Source organism: Paenibacillus sp. FSL H7-0350 (assembly GCF_038593195.1).
Classification (GTDB): domain Bacteria; phylum Bacillota; class Bacilli; order Paenibacillales; family Paenibacillaceae; genus Paenibacillus_AQ.
This window is the reverse complement of record NZ_CP151972.1, coordinates 5557897-5576784: the sequence shown is the minus strand read 5'-3', so window position 1 is coordinate 5576784 and position 18888 is coordinate 5557897. Positions and strand designations below refer to the sequence as shown.

Below are 18888 nucleotides of genomic sequence, written 5' to 3'. Positions count from 1 at the left end.
TACTATTATTAATACAGTTGAGAGTTAATGTCAATCATTAACTTTTACTTTGTCTATTTTCAGCGTCATGCAAATAACCCCCACCTGCCTGTAGGACAGATGGGGGTTATGATTGCTTAGCGGGACTGTTCCATTAAACATGAACACTGCTGCTCCGCCGCTGTCTGCGTTCATCGCTGAACAGGGCAGCGCCGATACCCGGGAGCAGCAGATAGCCTGCGAACTTATAGGTCTGACTGAATGCATCCACAGCCGCCTGTTGCTGTCTTATTGCCGCAGTCCCAGCCTCTGTACCTGCGGAGCTCGCCGCGCTCAGCTCCCGGGTTGTATTATGCTGGAGCACCGTGACGATGATGGCCACACCGAGCACACTCCCCAGCGCCTTTGCCATATTCGTTACTCCTGAGGCTATGCCCACCTTATCTTCAGGAACGACCCGTATCGCCGATGACATCACAGGCGCCATCGAGAGTCCCACGCCGAAGCCGGTCACTGCCAGCCGGAGCATCACCGCACCCAGCGTAGAATCGGCCTCAAGTCCGCTCATGGAATAGGTGGCACCGCCAATCAGCACCATTCCCGCCGCGGCGAACAGACTGCTGCCGTATTTCGCAGACAGCGGCCCGGATACAGCCGAGCTGGCGATGGAGCCTAAGGCCATAGTTGAGAGGACCAGCCCTGCCTTCAGCTCCGACACCCCCATCACCCGGGTCAGATAAAAGGAGGTCAGCAGCGAAATATTCATCAGCGCCGCCCCCAGCACGATCATCGATACCGAGGTACTGTTGAAGGCCCTGATCTTCAGCAGGGACAGGGGCAGCATCGGCTCCTTCCCCTTAGACTGCGTAAGAAAAAAGAACACCAAACACAGCACCCCCGCAGCCATCAGTCCCAGGAACGGGCGCGAGCTCCAGCCGTAATCCTGCACTTTAATCAGGGCATATGTAATGCAGAACATCCCGCCTGTAATCCCCAGCATTCCGCCATAGTCTATGGACCGCCCTGCTGAATCATCCCGTGACTCCTGAATGAACATAGCGGTCAGCCCTATACTCAGCAGCCCAAGCGGTACGTTCACAAAAAAAATCCACTCCCAGCTCAGCTTCTGTGTCAGTATTCCGCCAAGTGCCGGACCGCTTGCCGCAGCCACTCCCGAGACGGCTCCCCATATGCCTATAATCAGCCCGTGCATTTCTTTGGGGAAGGTGGTGGTGCTTAGCGGAATTGTAACCGGCACAATAATGGCTCCCGCCAAGCCTTGAATGACCCTGAACAGAATCAGCATGCCAAGTGAAGTGGAGAGTCCGGCCAGCAGAGAGCTCAGTGTGAACACCCCCACGCCAATGAGGAATACCTTCTTCCGTCCGAATTGATCGGCCAGACGCGAGGCAGTCAGGATGAATACGGCAAATGCCAGGTTATAGCCGTTCATCACCCAGGATACCTGCGACACACTCCCCCCGAACTGGCGGGTCATCTCCGGCAGGGCAATATTAATAATGGTTGTATCCAGCAGCGCCATGAAAAAGCCCAGCACAATCGCCGTAAAGGATAAAGCTCTGCGCATCCCAATCCCCATATCGATCATCTCCTGAAATATGAAATAGAGTTCATATTCAGATTATATGAACCCTAGTTCATATTTGTCAATCAAAAAATGAACTCCGGTTCAACTTTTATTGACAGCGCAAAACCACTCCACTACAATCTGTACTATGAGGGGGACCTTACGATATGGGTGAAACAGAGGACAAGATTAGAACTCCGCAGCAGGAGCGCAGTATACGAACGAAGGAAGCCATTATCCGGGCCGCGATGCAGCTATTCTCGGACAAGGGTTTCTATCAGACGAATACGAAGGAGATTGCAGCGGCAGCCGGGGTCTCGACCGGGAGCTTCTACTCCTATTTTGTGGATAAAAGGGCCGTATTTATTGAGGTGCTCCACATGTACGGGGATGAGCTGATGGCCGAGGTCGAGCGGTCGATGGCAGAGATTAATTTCAATACGATTGAACGTACGGACCTGATCCTGCATCTGATAGACACGCTTCTGCTCGCGCATAAGGCATTTATCGGGTACCATAAGGATCTGAATATTATGTATCACAGCGATGAGGCTATCAAGCAGCTGATGGATGCCCAGTACGAGTCCGGCCGGCTCAAGACGCTGACCTATCTTCAGATGGGACAGGATGAACTGAAGACCGAAGATACGGAGGCAGCTTCGATCATTGTGTTCGAGTCAGTGAGCGCGATTGTAGACTTTATCTCCTTCTCGCCGCAGCGGATCGCTGTGGACCGGCTGAAGTCAGAGCTGGTTCATATGCTGGTGCAATATCTGTATAAGTAACAACTGCCTTTTCTCTATACATTTCCTCAAAAAAAGAGCAAGCCTGCAGGTACCCCGCAGCTTGCTCTTTCTTTATTGACCCTTGCGGATCAGCGTTTATCCTTCCAGAAATTGAGCGGCTCCATATCCTTCGTAATGAGCTTGAAGGTATAGCCTTCCTTCTTCAGCTTCTCCAGAATACGCGGCAGCACCTTGAGTGTAGCCTTCTGGTCATGCATCAGAATTACCGGATTCGTCTTGGACGCCTTCAGCTTATTCACCTGATCCATCACGGTGTTATAGATTCTGTCGCTGTTCTGTTTGTATTTCCAGTCATAGGAATCCACGTTCCAGTCCCAGAGATGGTATCCCTGCGTCAGGACTTTATCGCGGAAGGACTTGGTGAAATAGGGCTTGCTTCCGTATGGCGTACGGATCAGTGGGGTGCTTACTCCCGTCAGCTTCTTCAATGTTGCATTGGCCCCTGACATCTCGGCAAGCGCCGCTGCAGGAGAGGCATAGAACTTCTCCTTGCGGTGGGTCACACCATGCAGCGCTAAGCCATAGCCTTCCTTAGCAATCCGCTTTACCTGGGCGGGATGCTCATTCATGTTGTTCCCCAGCATGAAGAAGGTCGCCTGTACGTCATATTTGTGCAGGATATCCAGCAACTCACCAGTCGTCGCTGACGGGCCATCGTCGAAAGTCAGGTATACGGTCCGGCCCGGCTTGCCCGGCTCAGTGGGTGTAACGGGAGTGGCAGGAGTCACTGGAGCCACTGGAGCCTTCGGCTTCAGGTCGGCAGCATATTTATCGGTAAACACTGCATCGGTAAGCTGCGCCGAGCCGTCCTTCACACGAAGTAAATATTTATCTCCCGCGTAGGAAATGCTATACCCGAGGTACCCGCTAACCTTCAGCGGAGCCATGAGTTTGCCGTCCTGCACGAAAGTGCTCATAGGCACAGTAGTGCCATCCTTAAGCACGGCACCTCCGTCCTTGCTCAGCAGGGTAAGCGAACCCGTTCCGCCGGCTACTTGAATTCCGTCCGTCATTCCGGTAAGGGTCCATTTCAGCTCATCCGCAAGTGCACGCAGCGGTACATAATAGGTGCCTTTTACGGAAACAGCTTCAACCTTACTTAATTTATCGTTGACTCCGAGCTTAAGAATAGCGCTATCACCTTTAGCATTAGCCGGGACCTGCACAAGCCCCATGATTAGGAATAAAGACATGAATAAGAGCAGAATTTTCTTGATACGCACAGCAGCAGTCTCCAATCTATGTATATTTATCTATTACTTTATCATATATACTTTCAACGTAATTTGAGAGATTGTAACCGGAAGCTAAAAAATTGTTACTCTTGTGCAATGATAAATGAGGGTTCGCCATAATTTTCAGAAAGCACGCAAATCTCGTCGAATGCTGTCACAGCAAGCGTTACACGGTTAAATCAGCGGTTTTTGGCGCAGAATAATTGTGACAATATTAATAACAATATCGATATTTTGAACAAAAATTGAACAACCTTAAAATTAGCTAAAGTGCGCCACTACAGTGATCTTTATCATACCCTTAGGGAGTTGTAACAATTTGATCACACATATTTAACTTGTTCGCCATTTTTAAGGTCTTTTTTATACTTTTATACAAAATATGTATTTTGCATTATGGGTAAGTAGTTCTTACTATAGATACAGATCAATGTACTCCCGTTAATGAACGGCGAATGAAAAGTAGTATTGAAGGAAGGAGTTCTATATGAAAAAAAAGGGACCGTTATACGCTTTGTTTTTAAGCCTGATCCTTCTCCTGCCGGGATGCAGCTCAATCGCTGTTTTGAACCCGAAGGGGCCGTCTGCAAGGACGTTATCTGACACCATCTTGCTCTCTATTCTTGTAATGCTCGGGGTTCTGGCTGTTGTCTACATTCTGTATATCTTTGTACTGGTGAAATATCGTGCGAAGAAGAGTAATGAGGGCTACATCCCTGAACATGAGGAAGGCAACAAGGTACTGGAGGCCATCTGGATTATCATTCCGATTATCATCGTAGCCTTCCTGTCCGTTGTTACCGTCAAGACGACTAACGAAGTGGAGAATGTGGCTGCGGACTATCAAGATCAGACTCCGCTGGTCATCTATGCTTCCTCTTCCAACTGGAAATGGCATTTCAGCTACCCTGAGGAAGGGATCGAGACGGTTAACTACGTGAATATGCCGGTGCATCGTGCGGTAGAATTCAGAATGTACTCATTCGGCACCATTACCAGTCTCTGGATTCCACAGCTTGCCGGCCAAAAGTACGCCATGAGCGACATGCTGACAACGCTTCATCTCTCCGCTGATACAGAAGGCTCTTATATCGGAAAGAACGCTAACTTCAGCGGTAAAGGCTTCGCCCACATGGAATTCGAAGCGCTTGTCCTGAGTAACAAGGGTTACGAGGACTGGGTGAAGGAAGTGAAGGAAACTGCGCCAAAGCTGACTGAGGAAGAATTCAAGGGCCTGCTGGCCACGGATTATCTCGGACGCAAAACGTATTCCTCCACCCATCTGGAGTTCAGCCCGCCTCCTGGAGACCACGGCGAGCATATGAGCGGCGGCGGCAAGGAGATGGATATGGACAACGGCAATCAGGAGCATCAGGATAACAAAGAGCTTCATCCTTCTCCAGAGCCGTCCAGCGGAACGGAATTCGATAGTAAGCCTGATCCTGAATTGGACCAGCCGCTGCCAACCTCAGCTGTAGATGAAAGCACACATGAAGGACACTAGCTCTCTTGCGAGCTTAATGCAACACACTGAAAGGAGCTACCCTAATGGATTTGGACAAATTTAAGGTTCACGGCGAACCCTTGATATACGGGGCCATGATCAGTATTGCACTGGCAACCATCGGGATTCTCGTAGGGCTTACCTATTTCAAGAAATGGGGCTATCTGTGGCGCGAATGGCTGACTACGGTTGACCACAAAAAAATCGGGATCATGTACATCCTCGCCGCGCTGCTGATGCTGTTCCGCGGCGGTGTAGATGCAATGATGATGCGTCTGCAGACGGCTGCGCCGGAAATGAAATTCCTCGATGCACAGCATTACAATGAGGTCTTCACCACCCATGGTCTGATCATGATTCTCTTCATGGCCATGCCGTTCATCATCGGTCTGATGAACGTAATCATTCCACTGCAGATCGGTGCACGGGACGTTGCCTTCCCGCGGCTGAACGCCGTCAGCTTCTGGCTCTTCTTCATGGGCGCCATGCTGCTGAACATTTCGTTCGTCATCGGCGGCTCGCCGGATGCGGGCTGGTCAGCGTACTTCCCGCTGGCGAGTCTTGAATTCAGCCCGACCGTAGGGAACAACTACTACTCTCTGGCTCTGCAAATATCCGGTATCGGTACGCTGATCACCGGGGTTAACTTTATCGTAACAATTCTCAAAATGCGCGCACCAGGCATGACGCTGATGAAGATGCCGATGTTCACCTGGTCCGTACTGATCACCAACGTTATTATTGTCTTTGCTTTCCCGGTTCTTACCGTAGCGCTGGCGATGATGATGTTCGACCGCCTCTTCGGCTCCCAGTTCTTCACGATGGCCAACGGCGGGATGGATATGCTCTGGGCCAACCTGTTCTGGGTCTGGGGACATCCGGAGGTCTATATCGTAATCCTTCCGGCGTTCGGTATTTATAGTGAGATTATCGCCACCTTCTCGAAGAAGAACCTGTACGGCTATACCTCCATGGTATTCAGTATGTTGATCATCTCGCTCCTGTCCTTCCTCGTATGGGCGCACCATTTCTATACGATGGGTCAAGGTGCCATGGTCAACAGCTTCTTCTCGATAACAACGATGGCCATAGCAGTACCTACCGGGGTCAAAATATTCAACTGGCTATTCACCCTGCGAAAGGGCAGGATTACCTTCACGACCCCGATGCTGTATACTCTAGCCTTTATCCCGATCTTTACGATCGGCGGGGTAACGGGCGTCATGCTGGCGATGGCCAGCGCCGATTACCAGTATCACAACACGATGTTCCTGGTTGCGCATTTCCACTACGTGCTGATTCCGGGTGCTGTGTTCGCCGTCATCGCCGGGTTCCACTATTGGTTCCCTAAAGTATTCGGCTTCCGCCTGAACGAACGGCTGGGCAAGCATGCCTTCTGGTGGATCATCATTTCCTTTAACGTAACCTTCTTCCCAATGTTCTTCCTGGGACTGATGGGAATGACACGCCGTCTGTACACTTACTCTAAGGAATCAGGCTTCGGTCCGCTCAATATGCTAAGCTTCGTCGGGGCTGTCGGTCTCGCCATCGGCTTCGTGATCCTGGTCTACAATATTTACTGGAGTACCCGCTACATGCCAAGAGATACAACCAACGATCCTTGGGATGGCCGGACGCTCGAATGGGCTACGCATAGCCCGATCCCGCTCTACAACTTTGCGATTGTGCCTAAGGTTGAGACACGTGATGCTCTATGGTCTGCGAAGCAGGAGAATATCCCGCTGTATACAGACACCAAATACACCAAGATTCATATGCCAAGCAATACCGGCAAGCCGTTCATATTGGGTGTAGTCTTCTTCTTCCTTGGCTTCTTCCTGGTATTCAGCATGTGGATTCCGGCGATTGTTGCCGGAATTGGAATCCTGGTCGTGCTGGCCTTCATGTCCTTCGATAAGGACCAAGGCTACTACATTCCTGTAGAAGAGGTTATAGCTACAGAAAAGAAACTGATGCGGGGTGAGACTGTATGAAAATAGATGCGTCCAAGCCGCTCGAATATTCAACGGAAGAGAACAGTAACAAGATCTTCGGCTTCTGGGTCTTTCTCGGAGCCGAGATCCCTCTCTTCGCTACGCTGTTCACTGTATATTTCGTAATGGTTAACCGCTATGCCAGCGGACCGAGCGGCAGCGAGCTGTTCGAGATCGGCCCGGTGCTGATGGAGACCTTCCTCCTGCTGTCGAGTTCCTTCACTATCGGTCTGGCTGTCCATGCCATGCGGCATGGCTACAAGAAAGCTATGATGGTCTTCATGGCGATTACGCTGGTGATGGGTCTTGCTTTTGTCGGTATCGAAATTGACGAGTTCTTCACTTATGTGCATGAAGGAGCTACCCTGCAGACCAGCGGCTTCCTCTCCAGTCTGTTCATACTACTGGGAACGCATGGTCTTCACGTCAGCTTCGGCCTGCTGTGGGGAATTGGCATTATGATTCAGCTGTGGAAGCGCGGCATTACTCCCGCTACCGCCAACAAAACGTTCATCTTCTCCTTGTTCTGGCACTTCTTAGACGTGGTCTGGATCTTTATCTTCAGCTTCGTCTACCTGAAAGGACTGATGTGACATGATGAAGCAACTATTCCCAATTAAGCATGTGATGGGTTATGTAGCCTCTCTGGTCCTCTCTGCCGCTGCACTGATTGTTATTTATGGAGACCTGTCCTCCAGTGCCAATATGGTGGTGCTGCTAATCACAGCGCTAATCCAGGCTTCCTTGCAGCTGTTTGTGTTCATGCACATCGGAGAATCGGCCGATTCCAAAAAAGAACTGTATATCAACATCGCATATGCCATGTTCGTGGCCCTGGTCACCATCTTCGGCACCCTGTTCATCTTCGTATGGGGCTGGTATGCTTAGCACCTAAGAAGCAGAGGAGCGTTATGCTCCTTCAAGTAATCTATAAAAAAAGCGGTCCGTATCCGGTAGATTTACCGGTGCGGACCGCTTTTTTTGGATTTTAAAGATTGCCATCATGTTGATGTTCTACTTTAACTGTACTATACTGCTGCTGCTGCCGCTGTCATCCCGCTCCGTATACGCAAGCTGCTTGCCATTGGGGCTCCATGAGGTGGTCATCGTCCCGTTGCTCTCCGCAATCTGAACGGACTTATCAGAAGACAGGTCGTAGACATATAAGGTATTCTTCGTTGTCCCCTTCTCCTCAATAGTTACACTATAGGCGACCAGACGTTGGTCTGGAGACCAGGAGACGGATCCAAGTTCAGCGCCTTCCACCAGGGTCCGCGGATTCTTACCGTCTGTGCCGCTGAGCAGCAGCGCCTGGGTATTCTCCTTATACTGCAGGATCAGCATTTGTTCTTCGTCCGGCGAAGGGTTTACGCTGCTGGTACCTGGAATATTTAGGTCTGCCTTTTCCTTAGTATTCAGGTTCAGGGTGTGCAGCGAGTCATTCGAATTACTGGTGTAATAGATCTTATTCTTGATTTGTCTTACAACAATCAGGCCTTCCCCGCCCAGTCCCTCCACCGGCGCAATCTTCATAGAAGTAGTCGCTGTATAAGCGCCGCCACTGTACGCTGGACCCACTACTGTATCCTTATCTGCCCACTCGGCTCCCATTGCCCCGGCAATGGTATCGCCCTTGATGGTGAAGGTCTTCTTGGACCCCAGGTCCATTACATTGTAGACAGGATCGCCCAGGGAGAATTCACTATACAGCAGAAACAACTGATCGGCGGATAGCTTGGCATCCCCCAGCATCATGTTCGCCTTCTCAGTAATCAAATCGTATTTGCCGGTATCCAGATGGAAGAAATACAGGCTCTGCGGATAAGACCCCTTCAGCTCTCCCGAGGCGATCGGCCCAAGCTTATCGTTCGCCTTGGACACGACAATGGTGTGATCATCTTTCCAGTCGGAAATCGCGATTTGCTCATACTGCTTAACTTCCCCAACCTTTACGCCAGCAGCTTCAGCAGGTGCCGGTGTAGCCTTCGGCCCTTCCGCCGGCTGGACAGACGCTTCTACAGGAGCTGCTGTTGGCTGCGGGCTGGGGCTAACCGCCGGAGTAATAGCCTGATTCGAGCTGCAAGCTGCAAGTGTCATTAACAAGGCTGGAACTACCGCCAGCTTCCATGTTCGATTATTCATTATAGAGACCGCCTCCCTGAGGTTAATAATAATAATACGTTCAAAAGCCCGGCTCCGCTGAGGATGCCCGGGAATCTCCAGGGTTCCTCGGCCGAATCGGGCCAGGCTCGTGTCTATTATAGCAGTTACAGCCGGAACCTTGCCAGATGCTTCTGCAGGTCCTCGGCCAGGGTAGCCAGATACTGTGCGGAAGAGGACATCTCTCCCATCGCGGTCAGTTGCTCCAGGCTTGCTTCGCTGGTGCCCTGAACGTCTGCGGCGCCTTTGCGCGAGATTTCATTCACCGTCGACATAGACTTGGCTGCTTCCTCCGATTCTTGCGCGACATGGCCGATAACCTCTGTAATCTGCTCTGTCTGCTCACTGGCCGCCTGAATGGAGGTCTGGATCGCTGTAAAGGCTTCCGATACCACTTCACTCTGTGCTACGCCATGAGAGACAATCCCGGAGCCCTGCTCCATCGATTCAACGGCACTGGCGGTCTGCTGACGGATATGGTTAATGATCTCCGTAATCTGCAGCGAGCTTGATCCGGTAGCCTCCGCCAGCTTCCGGATCTCACCGGCAACTACTGCGAAGCCACGGCCATGCTCACCCGCCCGTGCCGCCTCGATGGAAGCATTCAGGGACAACAAATTGGTCTGGGTCGCAATCTCATTGATGGTTGTAATAATCGTATTTATCTCTTCAGACAGGCTGCCCAGGTTGCCCACAATCAGCCGGCTCGCCGAGACACTGGAGTCAATCTCCCGCATCTGGGCCAGAATCTGCTCTACTGCGTACACACCGCGTTCCGTGGAGGAGGCAGCCTGTTCCATCAGGCGTGTCATTTCATTTCCGCTATGCCGGGCTTCGGCAATCTCATAAGACATCGTCCGTACAGACTGCGTAGTAAGGGTAATGCTCTCTGCCTGCACATCGAATCCGGCCGCGATCTCGCCTGAGGTCTCAGCGATCATCTGTGAGGCGTGTGCGGTCTGGTCGGCACTGGCGCTCATCTGCTGGGAGGAAGCCGAGAGAATCTCGGCGCTCTCCGAGACGCCGCGCATCATATTTTTCAAGCCGTCCAGCATGGTATTGAACGAGGTATTAATCTGGCCGATCTCATCCCTGGACCGGTAAGCGGCAGAGGCCGTCAGATCCCCTTCTTCCGCCCGCTTCATCAGCCCCTGCAATTCCTTCAGCGGTCTTGTAATCAGCCGTGTGATAATGATACTGAGGACAATACTGAGCAGCAAGGCCAGCACAATCAGAACGCTGCTTAGTGTAACAGAGCTCTTGGCACTCTCTATGGTCTGTGTGTTATGGGCAGACGCATCCTGAATGAATAACGTCGCTGTCTCTTCAAGCAGCCTGACCATTTTGTCACGCAGCTCATTAAAGGTCTGGCCCGTGAACACCTGATACCCTTCGTCGTTAAGATCGTTATCGGCCAGGTGGATAATATTATCACGCTGTGAGCGGTAGTCCGGCAGCAGCAAGGTATATTCGTTCACATAAGCAGCAATCTTCTCATTGTTAAATTCAATGTTCCTCAGTTCGGCCATCAGCTCATTGTTCGTCTGGATGTTCTCCTGAATTCTCGCCTTCAGCTCCTGCTTCTTGGCGTCATCCGTGGTAATCAGATCCTCCAGCAGAAAAGACTCAATTGCCCGGTTATTCCCGCGGATCTCCGTTACGAAATAAATCGGCTGCAGGTTCTGCCTATACGTCTCTTCAGACCTGTCCGCCATTCTGGTTGTCGTCAGAATACCTATTGTTCCAATCCCGATCAGCAGTAGGATAACCACCGCTATCAGTACAATCATTTTATGCTTAATCTTCAGATGTCTCATTTCCCGTTATCCCGCCTTCTCGAATCTAGCTGTAACCTTATTTATCGGAGAATAACATCGAATTGTTGATGGCCCTGCTAAAAAAATTGTCGAAAAAAGAAGAAAAATATCATTTTAGTAAAGCGCTATCTATTAATTATAATTCCATTCCCTCTTGAAGCAAGCCATATTTCTTGCGGAATCTCTGCAGCACCTTGGTCCAGCCTCCGGCCAGCACTGCTAAGAAGAATACATTCGACAAGGCATGGGCCAGATCGAAATAAAAGCTTGCGGCAAACGTAACGGCAACCAGCCGCCAGCTAAAGGCATCCGGCAGACTGAGCAGGACCCAGATATTCATAATCCAGCCGAACAGGAACCCCCAGATGAAGCCAAACACCAGCAGTCCGGCCCGCTTACGCAATAGCCAGCTCCTCCGCAGCCACCCGGCTGTAAGTCCGGTCATGCCCCAGGCGAACATCTGCCATGGCGTCCAGGGCCCTTGCCCGAAGTAAATATTGGAGACCAGCGCAGCAACTGCACCGATGACGAATCCCGCCTCTGCCCCGAAGACATAAGCGGAGAGGATGACAACGGCCGACACAGGCTTCACCCCGGGAAGCGCGGCAAAAGGTATCCGGCTGACCGCAGCGATGGCTGACAACACCGCCAGCAGCACGAGTTCACGGGACTGTAGCGGCCGGCGCTCCAGCCGGATGAACAGCGGCAGGAGCGCAGCCAGCAGCAGCACCACGCTAAGCAGTACATAATGCCGGTCAGTGAATGCTGCGGTAAGCGCAAGCCCGGCGATGAAGAGTCCCAGGGCAATTATCAGCGGTACGCGGAAGCGGGCCATGCGCGAATCACATCCTCAATAGTCAATGCCTGCGGCAGCCAGTCCCGCACCATCCGGTTGACTGCCGTGGTATAGAAGTAATTGCTGCTGAAGAACTCAGCCGGTGTGCCCTCCGCCGTAATTCCCCCGTCGAACAGGAGCGCACAGCGCGTAGCATGCTTAGCCGCGAACTCTACATCATGCGTTACGATAAGAATACTGATCCCTTGCCCGCGCAATTGCTGAAGCAGGGCGGCCAGCCTGTCTTTGGCGGCTGGATCAAGCCCCTTGGTCGGCTCATCCAGCAGCAGAATATCCGGCTTCATGAGCAGCATCATGGCAAGCGCGGTCTGCTGCTGCTGCCCGCCGCTGAGATCATGCGGATGACTCTGCAGCACCTCCCGGAGCTGGAACACTTCGAGTAAAGCCTCAATCCGGCTTGCTGCTGCCTCAGGGGATAACCCGGCGTAGCTGCCCATATGCTGTAACTCCTCAGCCACTGTATCATAACTGAAATAGAGCAGCGGATTCTGCGCCAGCAGGCCGGTAGTCTTGCCTTTGGCCAGCTCTATTTTGCCGCGCTGCGGCTTCATCAGCCCGTTCAGCACATGCAGCAGGGTGGACTTGCCTGCGCCGTTCCCGCCCATGACTGCCAGGAGCTCCCCCTGCTTGAGTGTCAGCGAGAGCTTCCTGAGGACCTCCCGGCCCTCCTTCTCATACCGGAAGGTCACTTCGCGGCAGGTGAGCAGAGACGATGCGGCGGGGATTGGGGATGAAGACGCCCCTTGAGCAGATATTACGCGGGAAGTTAGGGGGGCTGGTACGTCGGGACTATTCAAGTTATTAACAAGTTCTAAGCCTGCGGCAGCGTCCGTTCTAGCCAGCAGGGAATGTATCCAGCGTCTGCCCTCACGCACGGTCAGCGGAATATTCTCCGGCGCAGTCAAATCTGCTTCCGGAGAGAGCGACAAGTGCAGGCGTGAAGCGGCTGACAGGTAACGTCCAGCCGAGGTCAAGGCCCCGCTGCCGGTCTGCCGGGCGAACAAGCGGGGAGCGGCATCTGCCAGCAGCTTGCCGTCTTCCAGCATCAGCACCCGATCAGCCAGCGGCAGCACCTCCTCCAGCCTGTGCTCGCTGATGATCACCGTGACCGCCATCTCCTCGTTCAGCCGCTGCAGCGCCATAATGAATTCCCGCGCAGCAACGGGATCAAGCTGGGAGGTTGGCTCATCAAGCAGCAGCACCTTGGGCTGAAGCAGCAGCACTGAGGCCAGGTTCATTAGCTGCTTTTGTCCGCCTGACAGCTCATGTACCGGACGGTAAAGCAGCGGCTCCAGCCCGAACAAGCCACAGATCTCTGCCAGCCGGGTCCGCATGACAGCAGGCGGTAGCCCCAGATTCTCCATGGAGAAGGCCAGCTCATGCCAGACCGTATCCATCACTATCTGTGCATCCGGGTTCTGGAAGACCATCCCGATCTCCCCGGCAGCCACCGCTGCCGGAAGCCCGGATAGAGGTTTCCCTTTGTAGGTCAAGGTTCCGCTGGTTGAACCTACCGGGGCGAGCTCCCGCTTCAGATGGCGCAGCAGGGTGGTTTTGCCGCTGCCGGACGGGCCGCAGAGCACGACAAATTCACCCTCTTCTATGACGAACGATAGCTCATGGAGTGTGTCCCTGTTTTCTTCAGGGTATCGGAAGGATAACTGCTGTGCTTTGAGGATCTCCATAACCATTTCTCCTTTCCTTCCAGCCCCGCAGGAATGAGCACGAACAGGCAGAAGCTGCCGTACATGACGGCCTCCTGCCAGCCGAAGTCCGACGGTCTCATCCGGGGATAGATCTCCAGCTTGCCGTAGCCCTGCACCCAGAACAGCAGCGTAACCACACCGCTAACGGTTAACAGCAGCATCACCAGCTTATCCTGCAAATCGGCCTTGTATATCGTGTAAGTGCTGCGTTTGGTGCTGCCGTAACCACGGGCTGACATGGAGTCTCCAGTCTGGAGGGCTTCCTCCAGCGACCAGGTCAGCAGCACTTTGAGCAGCGTCATTCCGTCAGTCATTCTTTTCTTAAGGCTTCCCGTACCGGTATCTACCCCGCGCAGACGCTGGATCAGCGTAATCTGGCGCAGCCGCCGCTGGAACAGCGGCACGAACCGGATGGCCATCAGCGTCAGCAGCGCCGTTCTCGGCGCAGCCGCCGCGAACAGGTACATGAATTTATCTGTAGTCACCGTGTAATTGTAGGATATAAACCAGATAAAAATGGTTAGCAGCATTGTCATCATCATCAGTCCATACAGCACAGCTTCCAGTGTAATAGGCTGATCCAACCAGTAGAACAGAATATGCGCTCCTCTATGCGAGAACAGCGGGTTCAGCAAGGCCACGGAAGCTGTCATCAGCAGCATAAAAGGCAAGCCGCGCACAAGCAGCCTCCCTTGTCCCTGCAATAGCAGCAACACCAGCAGTCCGGCTATCTCTGTAGCCAGAAATAACGGATGGAAGATCATCAGAGTGAACAGCAGCAGCCCTGCATAATACAGCAGGGCTACTACCGGATGCATGGAACGGAAGCCGCTGCTCATGGTGCTTTGGCCCCCAGGTCTTTGCCTAGATCAAGCGTATACAGCCACTCGATGGTATCCCCGGGCTCGACGATCCAGCTGCCCGCAGCCTTGGACGGAAATTCTCCATTGACCTTGTACATCCACCCGCTCTCTGACCCGTGATCATTCTCGTACAAATTATCTATACCTTCCACGTAAGCAAATGCCTTGCTGCCCTGATATTCCATCTGGATTTTCTGCCCCCGCGTAATCCGCTTCAGCAGGTCCAGCACACTCTCGCCCTTCTTGATCTCATACTGGGCGGCGGCCAGAATCACACCATGCTCCTCATCTCCGGTGATGGAGAGGGTGACCACGTTGTCCGGCTTGGGCGTGGCTGCCGGGGAGCGCGTGGCGGCTGGCGGCTTGGCCGTAGCCGCCGGAGCGGGCTTGGGGGTCGGCGGCTTGGGTGTGGCCGCCGATGGTTGCGTCGCCGCTGCGCTTGGCGACGCCGGCTTGGCGGGCTCGCTTACGCCCGCCGTTGGCTGCGTCGCCGCTGCGCCTGGCGACGCTTGGGGCTTGGCGGGCTCGCTTACGCCCGCCGTTGGCTGCGTCGCCGCTGCGCCTGGCGACGCTTGGGACTTGGCGGGCTCGCTTGCGCCCGCCGATGGTTGCGTCGCCGCTGCGCTTGGCGACGCCGGCTTGGCGGGCTCGCCCCTGCCCGCCTGCGCTGGAGCTGCCGTACCTTCCGCAGGGGCGGATGGTACGGCAGTGCCCTCAGCGGCTCCCGGCAGCGGAGCCGCTTCGTCTCCAGGCCGCGGCGTCTGCGCGGCCGGGGTCCCGGCGGGCGGCTGTGTGCCGCCGCCTGCCTCATCCGGCTGCGCAGAGGAGCAGCCGGAGAGCAGCAGCACCATCAGCAGGAGAAGCAGCGGAGCCAGCCTTCCCCGGCCTCTTTTGACTAGTTTGAACATTACCTGCACACCTCCACAAAAAGGGAAAAGAACGGGGCAGTCAGCCTGTTCCCCGTTCCTTCATACACCTTATGCTTACTTTTCAACACATATCCAAACGAATTTCAAGCAAATTTGTCACGCTAACGAGCCTTCAGCGCTTCGGCAACCCTATACGCCTCAACGGCTCATCGGCACGGATACTTTAGTTGGATTTTCTACACTTAATTATCCTGATTACGCATCTGTACAAAAATTAGTTGGATTTACAGCATCTAATTCTGCCCAGACCTCATCCTTCTGCAGCTTCAGACCTGAATAAGTGTCATTTATCCAACTAACTCCCGCTCTGCAGCAAATCCGGCCAAATTAGATGTCATTTATCCACTTATCGTCGGCCCCAGCGTGCAGTACAGTCTGCTCCCAACTCCAACTAAGAACTAAGGCAACCTAACCGCCACAGCAGCAGCCATCTCACGGGTTACCACAGCGGAAGGCTCGAATGCGCCGCCGGTGCCGCTCATATATCCAAGTCCCGTCACCGTACGGACAGCGGACAACGCATAGTCGCTAATCTTATCTTCGTCGCTGAACTTACCAGCCCCTGCTCCAGTTGATGCTGCATCCAGCTTATAAGCTCTAACTATCATTACAGCCATATCCTGACGCGTAACCAGCCCGTCCGGTTTGAACGTCTTAGCCGTCACGCCGCTGATAATTCCCAGCTCCTTCGCCCGGTTCACTGTTCCATAATACCATGTACCGGCCTTAACATCACTGAAGGCCCCAGCGGAAGCCGCCGCAGACGGCTCATTCCCGGTTAACCGCAGCAACAGCGCTGCAAATTCAGCACGGGTAATATTCTTTTTCGGCGCAAACACCAGACTGCCCTCACTCACACCATTCATCAGCTTGCGGTCATACGCCGTGTATACTGACTCCAGCGCCCAAGGCGAGATCGACTTCACATCGGCAAAAGCCGGACGGTCCGCCGCAGCAGAAGCCACCGTTACCGGGACCGTATGACGCACGATGGCAGGGGTCTTATCCTTCAGATATCCCGTAACCGTCAGGGTATATTTATTCGCCGGCAGACCACCAGCCACAACAGCCACGCCCGCAGCATCTGTAACTGCCGTTTTGCCGCCGATGGTTACCTGTACGCCTGCTGCCGGTGAAGTTACCGGATCAGAGGTGAAGGTCGCCTCATTCCAGACCCATTGCTTCTGGTTCACCTGCACCTTCAGATCTTGTCCAGGCTGCGGCTGTGCGGGCGTCACGGTTACGGCATCAACCACCTGCGTGTTGTCTCCGCCATAATAGACCACAATGCGGTCATTCTCCTCCAGCGCGAAGTCGCCCATCCCTACACTTGGATAGATCCATGCTCCGCCGCGGGCGACCACATACATCCAGCCATCATATCCGCCAAAAGTACCCGCAATCACGCCGCCGATCCCCGTCACATAATTGCCTGCTTCATTGACCAGGGCCAGGCGCTTGGCGGCTGCTGTCTTTTCCAGTGCATTAAGCACATTCCCTGCATACACGCTGCCTTCAGCCAAGGCTCCATTCGGACCTTCAACAGTAACCGAGACACTTACCTGATGATTCTTCACTGGTGTGCCGCTAAAATCAAAGAGCTTAGCGCCTGTACCAAACAGCTTGTACGCTACCAAAGCCTCCAGCGCCTGCTCCGTAGAGAGCGGATTGGAGCTGCCGCCCGCAGTGTGGACGAATCCGCCATCTGCTGCGCTGAAGCTCAGCAGCTTGCTGACCAGATTAATCTGGCCTTTGGTATACTCTGCTCCTGCCGGATCAATGCCGAAGGCAGACAGACCGATAATGGCCTGAGCTACACTCTCGCTGCTGTCGCCATATCCGCCGTTCTTGTCCTGTGCCTTAGCCAGCCAGGCTGCCGCCCGCTGACCGGCAGTATTCACGGCTGCTTCCTGCTTGTGTCCAGCCAGTGCGTTCAGCGTCATCGCTGTCATATCCGGATCACTCGCACCCGTAGTCAGGGTGAAGCCGCCGTCCGGGTTCTGCTTCGCCAGAATCTCTGCCAGCAGCTTGGACGGTGTCCATTTCGCATTTGCCGGGATCGTATAGCTGCCGGAATCCAGAGCGAGCAGTGCATAGACCGGATTATTCAGCGTCTGGCCGGTAATTGCATCGTGATTGTAGAGCTTCTCGATCAGGTTATAGCCTGCCACATTCGCCGGGTCGCCGCCCAGTGCCTTAACGGCAAGCGTAATCCGGGCATAGTCCGTAGCTCTGGCAAAAACACCCTTAGCCTCACTCACCTTACCTTCAAGCGCCTTCAGATAGCTGGCAGGAACCTTGTAGCCTGCTTGTGCAAGGCCAATCGCCTGCCAATCCGACTGGACTCCGTTCTTCAGCATGAATTCCGCAGTCGCATAGACCGCAGCGGTTACGCTGGCAGCCTCACTTGCGGGCAGAGCGGATACTGCAGGCGCGGAAGTCCCGCCTGCCTGTGCAGCAGCAGCTTGTCCTGCCGGGGCTACAGCTGCTCCCAGCAGTGCGAACAGCATAATGACAGCAAGCCCCAACCGTATGAACCTGGATGATAGAGAATGGTTCTTCATAACTAACCTCTTTCCTGAAATAGAATGGATGAATCCTGCTTCCTCCGCAAAGAGAGCGGCAACCTAAAGACCGCCCTATGCAGGGCGGCCGGGGAAGAATACAATACAGGGCGGCTGAAGGAGTCGATGGCTCTCCAACATTACATTGAGCTTATACAGCCCTCGCCAATATCAGCATCTGCTCCACATTCTTACCCCCGAAGAATAGAAACAACATCGAAAAAGGCAGGTCTCCTGGCTCATACTTCACCGCTTCCCCCGCCTTCCCATCCAATTAGCAGACAGTGGCTCCTCAGGAGTTGCTCCGTATTTACAGTGGCGGGACCGCGCCGGACTTGCACCGGGCTTCCCTTTTAAGCAGATTGCTCTATTAGACATAGCTCTGCCAGCATCTGCTAGCGACAGCGTCCGGTCTCTAAGGCAATCTGCACCTTTTCCCAAAGCTTATTAAATTTTAATATTCTCAAACCATCATATCGACTATTCCCCTGTATGTCTATAGACAAGGTATATCTATTCCAGCGCCCCAAGACTCAGCCCATTCCGCACAAAAATCCTGAATAGCACATGCCCGCTCCCCCGGCACATTCGTACTATTCAGGACTATAAAAAGTTAATCTTCTGCTGCTAATCAAGACGTTGGTCTACTGCAAATCAACACTCTAGCGCACCTATGGAGACCGCGGCAGAAGGCCGATTGTATTCTATACATCAGAATTAGTATAAAAGCAGCCGATAACGCATTCTGTTGCACTTCATACCATCGATTTCGGCAAATCCCCCTCAGCCGGGCTAAATCCCAAAAATCTACTGCACCAAATACAACAGAACGCCATATTAACTCCATTATGCCTGATTCTAGTGTACAAAGTGCGATCGAGCCGCTT

The 18888-nt window shown here is 53.4% G+C and carries 14 protein-coding genes and 1 riboswitch; of the genes, 5 read left to right on the top strand and 9 right to left on the bottom strand.

Annotated elements, in window-relative coordinates:
* Positions 1–133: 133 nt before the first annotated feature.
* Positions 134–1579, bottom strand: coding sequence for an MFS transporter (locus tag NYE24_RS25315; RefSeq protein WP_342476969.1), 1446 nt, complete (start codon positions 1577–1579; stop codon positions 134–136).
* A 155-nt stretch (positions 1580–1734) separates the two neighbouring features.
* Here NYE24_RS25315 and NYE24_RS25310 point away from each other — a divergent pair, with 155 nt between their 5' ends.
* A complete protein-coding gene (locus tag NYE24_RS25310; protein WP_076157036.1) occupies positions 1735–2352 on the top strand; it encodes a TetR/AcrR family transcriptional regulator in 618 nt (205 codons plus the stop codon).
* A gap of 89 nt (positions 2353–2441) precedes the next feature.
* Here the strand turns inward: NYE24_RS25310 and NYE24_RS25305 are convergent, their stop codons facing one another.
* A complete protein-coding gene (locus tag NYE24_RS25305) occupies positions 2442–3596 on the bottom strand; it encodes a polysaccharide deacetylase (protein ID WP_051493332.1) in 1155 nt (384 codons plus the stop codon).
* Positions 3597–4095: 499 nt separating this feature from the next.
* Between NYE24_RS25305 and qoxA the strand changes: the two genes are divergently transcribed.
* Genes qoxA through qoxD form a run of 4 tightly spaced genes read left to right on the top strand, consistent with a single transcriptional unit; the run spans position 4096 to position 7994 of the window.
* Positions 4096–5112, top strand: coding sequence for a cytochrome aa3 quinol oxidase subunit II (gene qoxA, locus NYE24_RS25300; protein ID WP_341028883.1), 1017 nt, complete (start codon positions 4096–4098; stop codon positions 5110–5112).
* 44 nt (positions 5113–5156) lie between these two features.
* Complete coding sequence (gene qoxB / locus NYE24_RS25295) at positions 5157–7106, top strand: cytochrome aa3 quinol oxidase subunit I (protein WP_036693561.1); 1950 nt, start codon at positions 5157–5159, stop codon at positions 7104–7106.
* Positions 7103–7699 (top strand): cytochrome aa3 quinol oxidase subunit III, encoded by a 597-nt coding sequence (qoxC, locus tag NYE24_RS25290; protein WP_036693560.1) that lies wholly within the window; start codon positions 7103–7105, stop codon positions 7697–7699. The genes qoxB and qoxC overlap by 4 nt, the downstream gene beginning before the upstream one ends.
* Before the next feature lies 1 nt (position 7700).
* Positions 7701–7994 (top strand): cytochrome aa3 quinol oxidase subunit IV, encoded by a 294-nt coding sequence (qoxD, locus tag NYE24_RS25285; protein ID WP_036693559.1) that lies wholly within the window; start codon positions 7701–7703, stop codon positions 7992–7994.
* 126 nt (positions 7995–8120) lie between these two features.
* On the opposite strand, the gene NYE24_RS25280 is transcribed toward qoxD, so the two are convergent.
* The 7 genes from NYE24_RS25280 to NYE24_RS25250 all read right to left on the bottom strand — a co-directional run bounded on the left by NYE24_RS25280 (position 8121) and on the right by NYE24_RS25250 (position 18001).
* Positions 8121–9248 (bottom strand): hypothetical protein, encoded by a 1128-nt coding sequence (locus NYE24_RS25280; RefSeq protein ID WP_342476968.1) that lies wholly within the window; start codon positions 9246–9248, stop codon positions 8121–8123.
* A 125-nt stretch (positions 9249–9373) separates the two neighbouring features.
* Entirely contained in the window at positions 9374–11083 is a 1710-nt protein-coding gene (locus NYE24_RS25275) for a methyl-accepting chemotaxis protein (RefSeq protein WP_342476967.1), read from the bottom strand.
* Between the two features lie 136 nt (positions 11084–11219).
* Positions 11220–11918: an ECF transporter S component gene (locus tag NYE24_RS25270; RefSeq protein ID WP_036693554.1), complete on the bottom strand. Its 699-nt coding sequence runs from the start codon at positions 11916–11918 to the stop codon at positions 11220–11222.
* A complete protein-coding gene (locus tag NYE24_RS25265; protein ID WP_342476966.1) occupies positions 11894–13624 on the bottom strand; it encodes an ABC transporter ATP-binding protein in 1731 nt (576 codons plus the stop codon). The genes NYE24_RS25270 and NYE24_RS25265 overlap by 25 nt, the downstream gene beginning before the upstream one ends.
* On the bottom strand, positions 13540–14484 hold the full coding sequence (locus NYE24_RS25260) for an energy-coupling factor transporter transmembrane component T (RefSeq protein WP_342476965.1): 945 nt from the start codon (positions 14482–14484) through the stop codon (positions 13540–13542). The genes NYE24_RS25265 and NYE24_RS25260 overlap by 85 nt, the downstream gene beginning before the upstream one ends.
* Positions 14481–15416, bottom strand: coding sequence for a DUF4430 domain-containing protein (locus NYE24_RS25255; protein WP_342476964.1), 936 nt, complete (start codon positions 15414–15416; stop codon positions 14481–14483). The genes NYE24_RS25260 and NYE24_RS25255 overlap by 4 nt, the downstream gene beginning before the upstream one ends.
* 419 nt (positions 15417–15835) lie before the next feature.
* Positions 15836–18001, bottom strand: a complete 2166-nt coding sequence (locus NYE24_RS25250; protein ID WP_342476963.1) for an S-layer homology domain-containing protein — start codon at positions 17999–18001, stop codon at positions 15836–15838.
* A 206-nt stretch (positions 18002–18207) separates the two neighbouring features.
* Positions 18208–18388: riboswitch (cobalamin riboswitch) on the bottom strand.
* Between the last annotated feature and the right edge of the window lie 500 nt (positions 18389–18888).

Bases quoted from the DNA above. Each gene is read 5' to 3' on its own strand.
- NYE24_RS25270 (WP_036693554.1), bottom strand. From the start codon at position 11,918: ATGGCCCGCTTCCGCGTACCGCTGATAATTGCCCTGGGACTCTTCATC.
- NYE24_RS25280 (WP_342476968.1), bottom strand. From the start codon at position 9,248: ATGAATAATCGAACATGGAAGCTGGCGGTAGTTCCAGCCTTGTTAATG.
- qoxD (WP_036693559.1), top strand. From the start codon at position 7,701: ATGATGAAGCAACTATTCCCAATTAAGCATGTGATGGGTTATGTAGCC.
- NYE24_RS25260 (WP_342476965.1), bottom strand. From the start codon at position 14,484: ATGAGCAGCGGCTTCCGTTCCATGCATCCGGTAGTAGCCCTGCTGTAT.
- qoxC (WP_036693560.1), top strand. From the start codon at position 7,103: ATGAAAATAGATGCGTCCAAGCCGCTCGAATATTCAACGGAAGAGAAC.
- NYE24_RS25315 (WP_342476969.1), bottom strand. From the start codon at position 1,579: ATGGGGATTGGGATGCGCAGAGCTTTATCCTTTACGGCGATTGTGCTG.
- qoxB (WP_036693561.1), top strand. From the start codon at position 5,157: ATGGATTTGGACAAATTTAAGGTTCACGGCGAACCCTTGATATACGGG.
- NYE24_RS25310 (WP_076157036.1), top strand. From the start codon at position 1,735: ATGGGTGAAACAGAGGACAAGATTAGAACTCCGCAGCAGGAGCGCAGT.
- NYE24_RS25265 (WP_342476966.1), bottom strand. From the start codon at position 13,624: ATGGAGATCCTCAAAGCACAGCAGTTATCCTTCCGATACCCTGAAGAA.
- NYE24_RS25275 (WP_342476967.1), bottom strand. From the start codon at position 11,083: ATGAGACATCTGAAGATTAAGCATAAAATGATTGTACTGATAGCGGTG.
- qoxA (WP_341028883.1), top strand. From the start codon at position 4,096: ATGAAAAAAAAGGGACCGTTATACGCTTTGTTTTTAAGCCTGATCCTT.
- NYE24_RS25250 (WP_342476963.1), bottom strand. From the start codon at position 18,001: ATGAAGAACCATTCTCTATCATCCAGGTTCATACGGTTGGGGCTTGCT.
- NYE24_RS25255 (WP_342476964.1), bottom strand. From the start codon at position 15,416: ATGTTCAAACTAGTCAAAAGAGGCCGGGGAAGGCTGGCTCCGCTGCTT.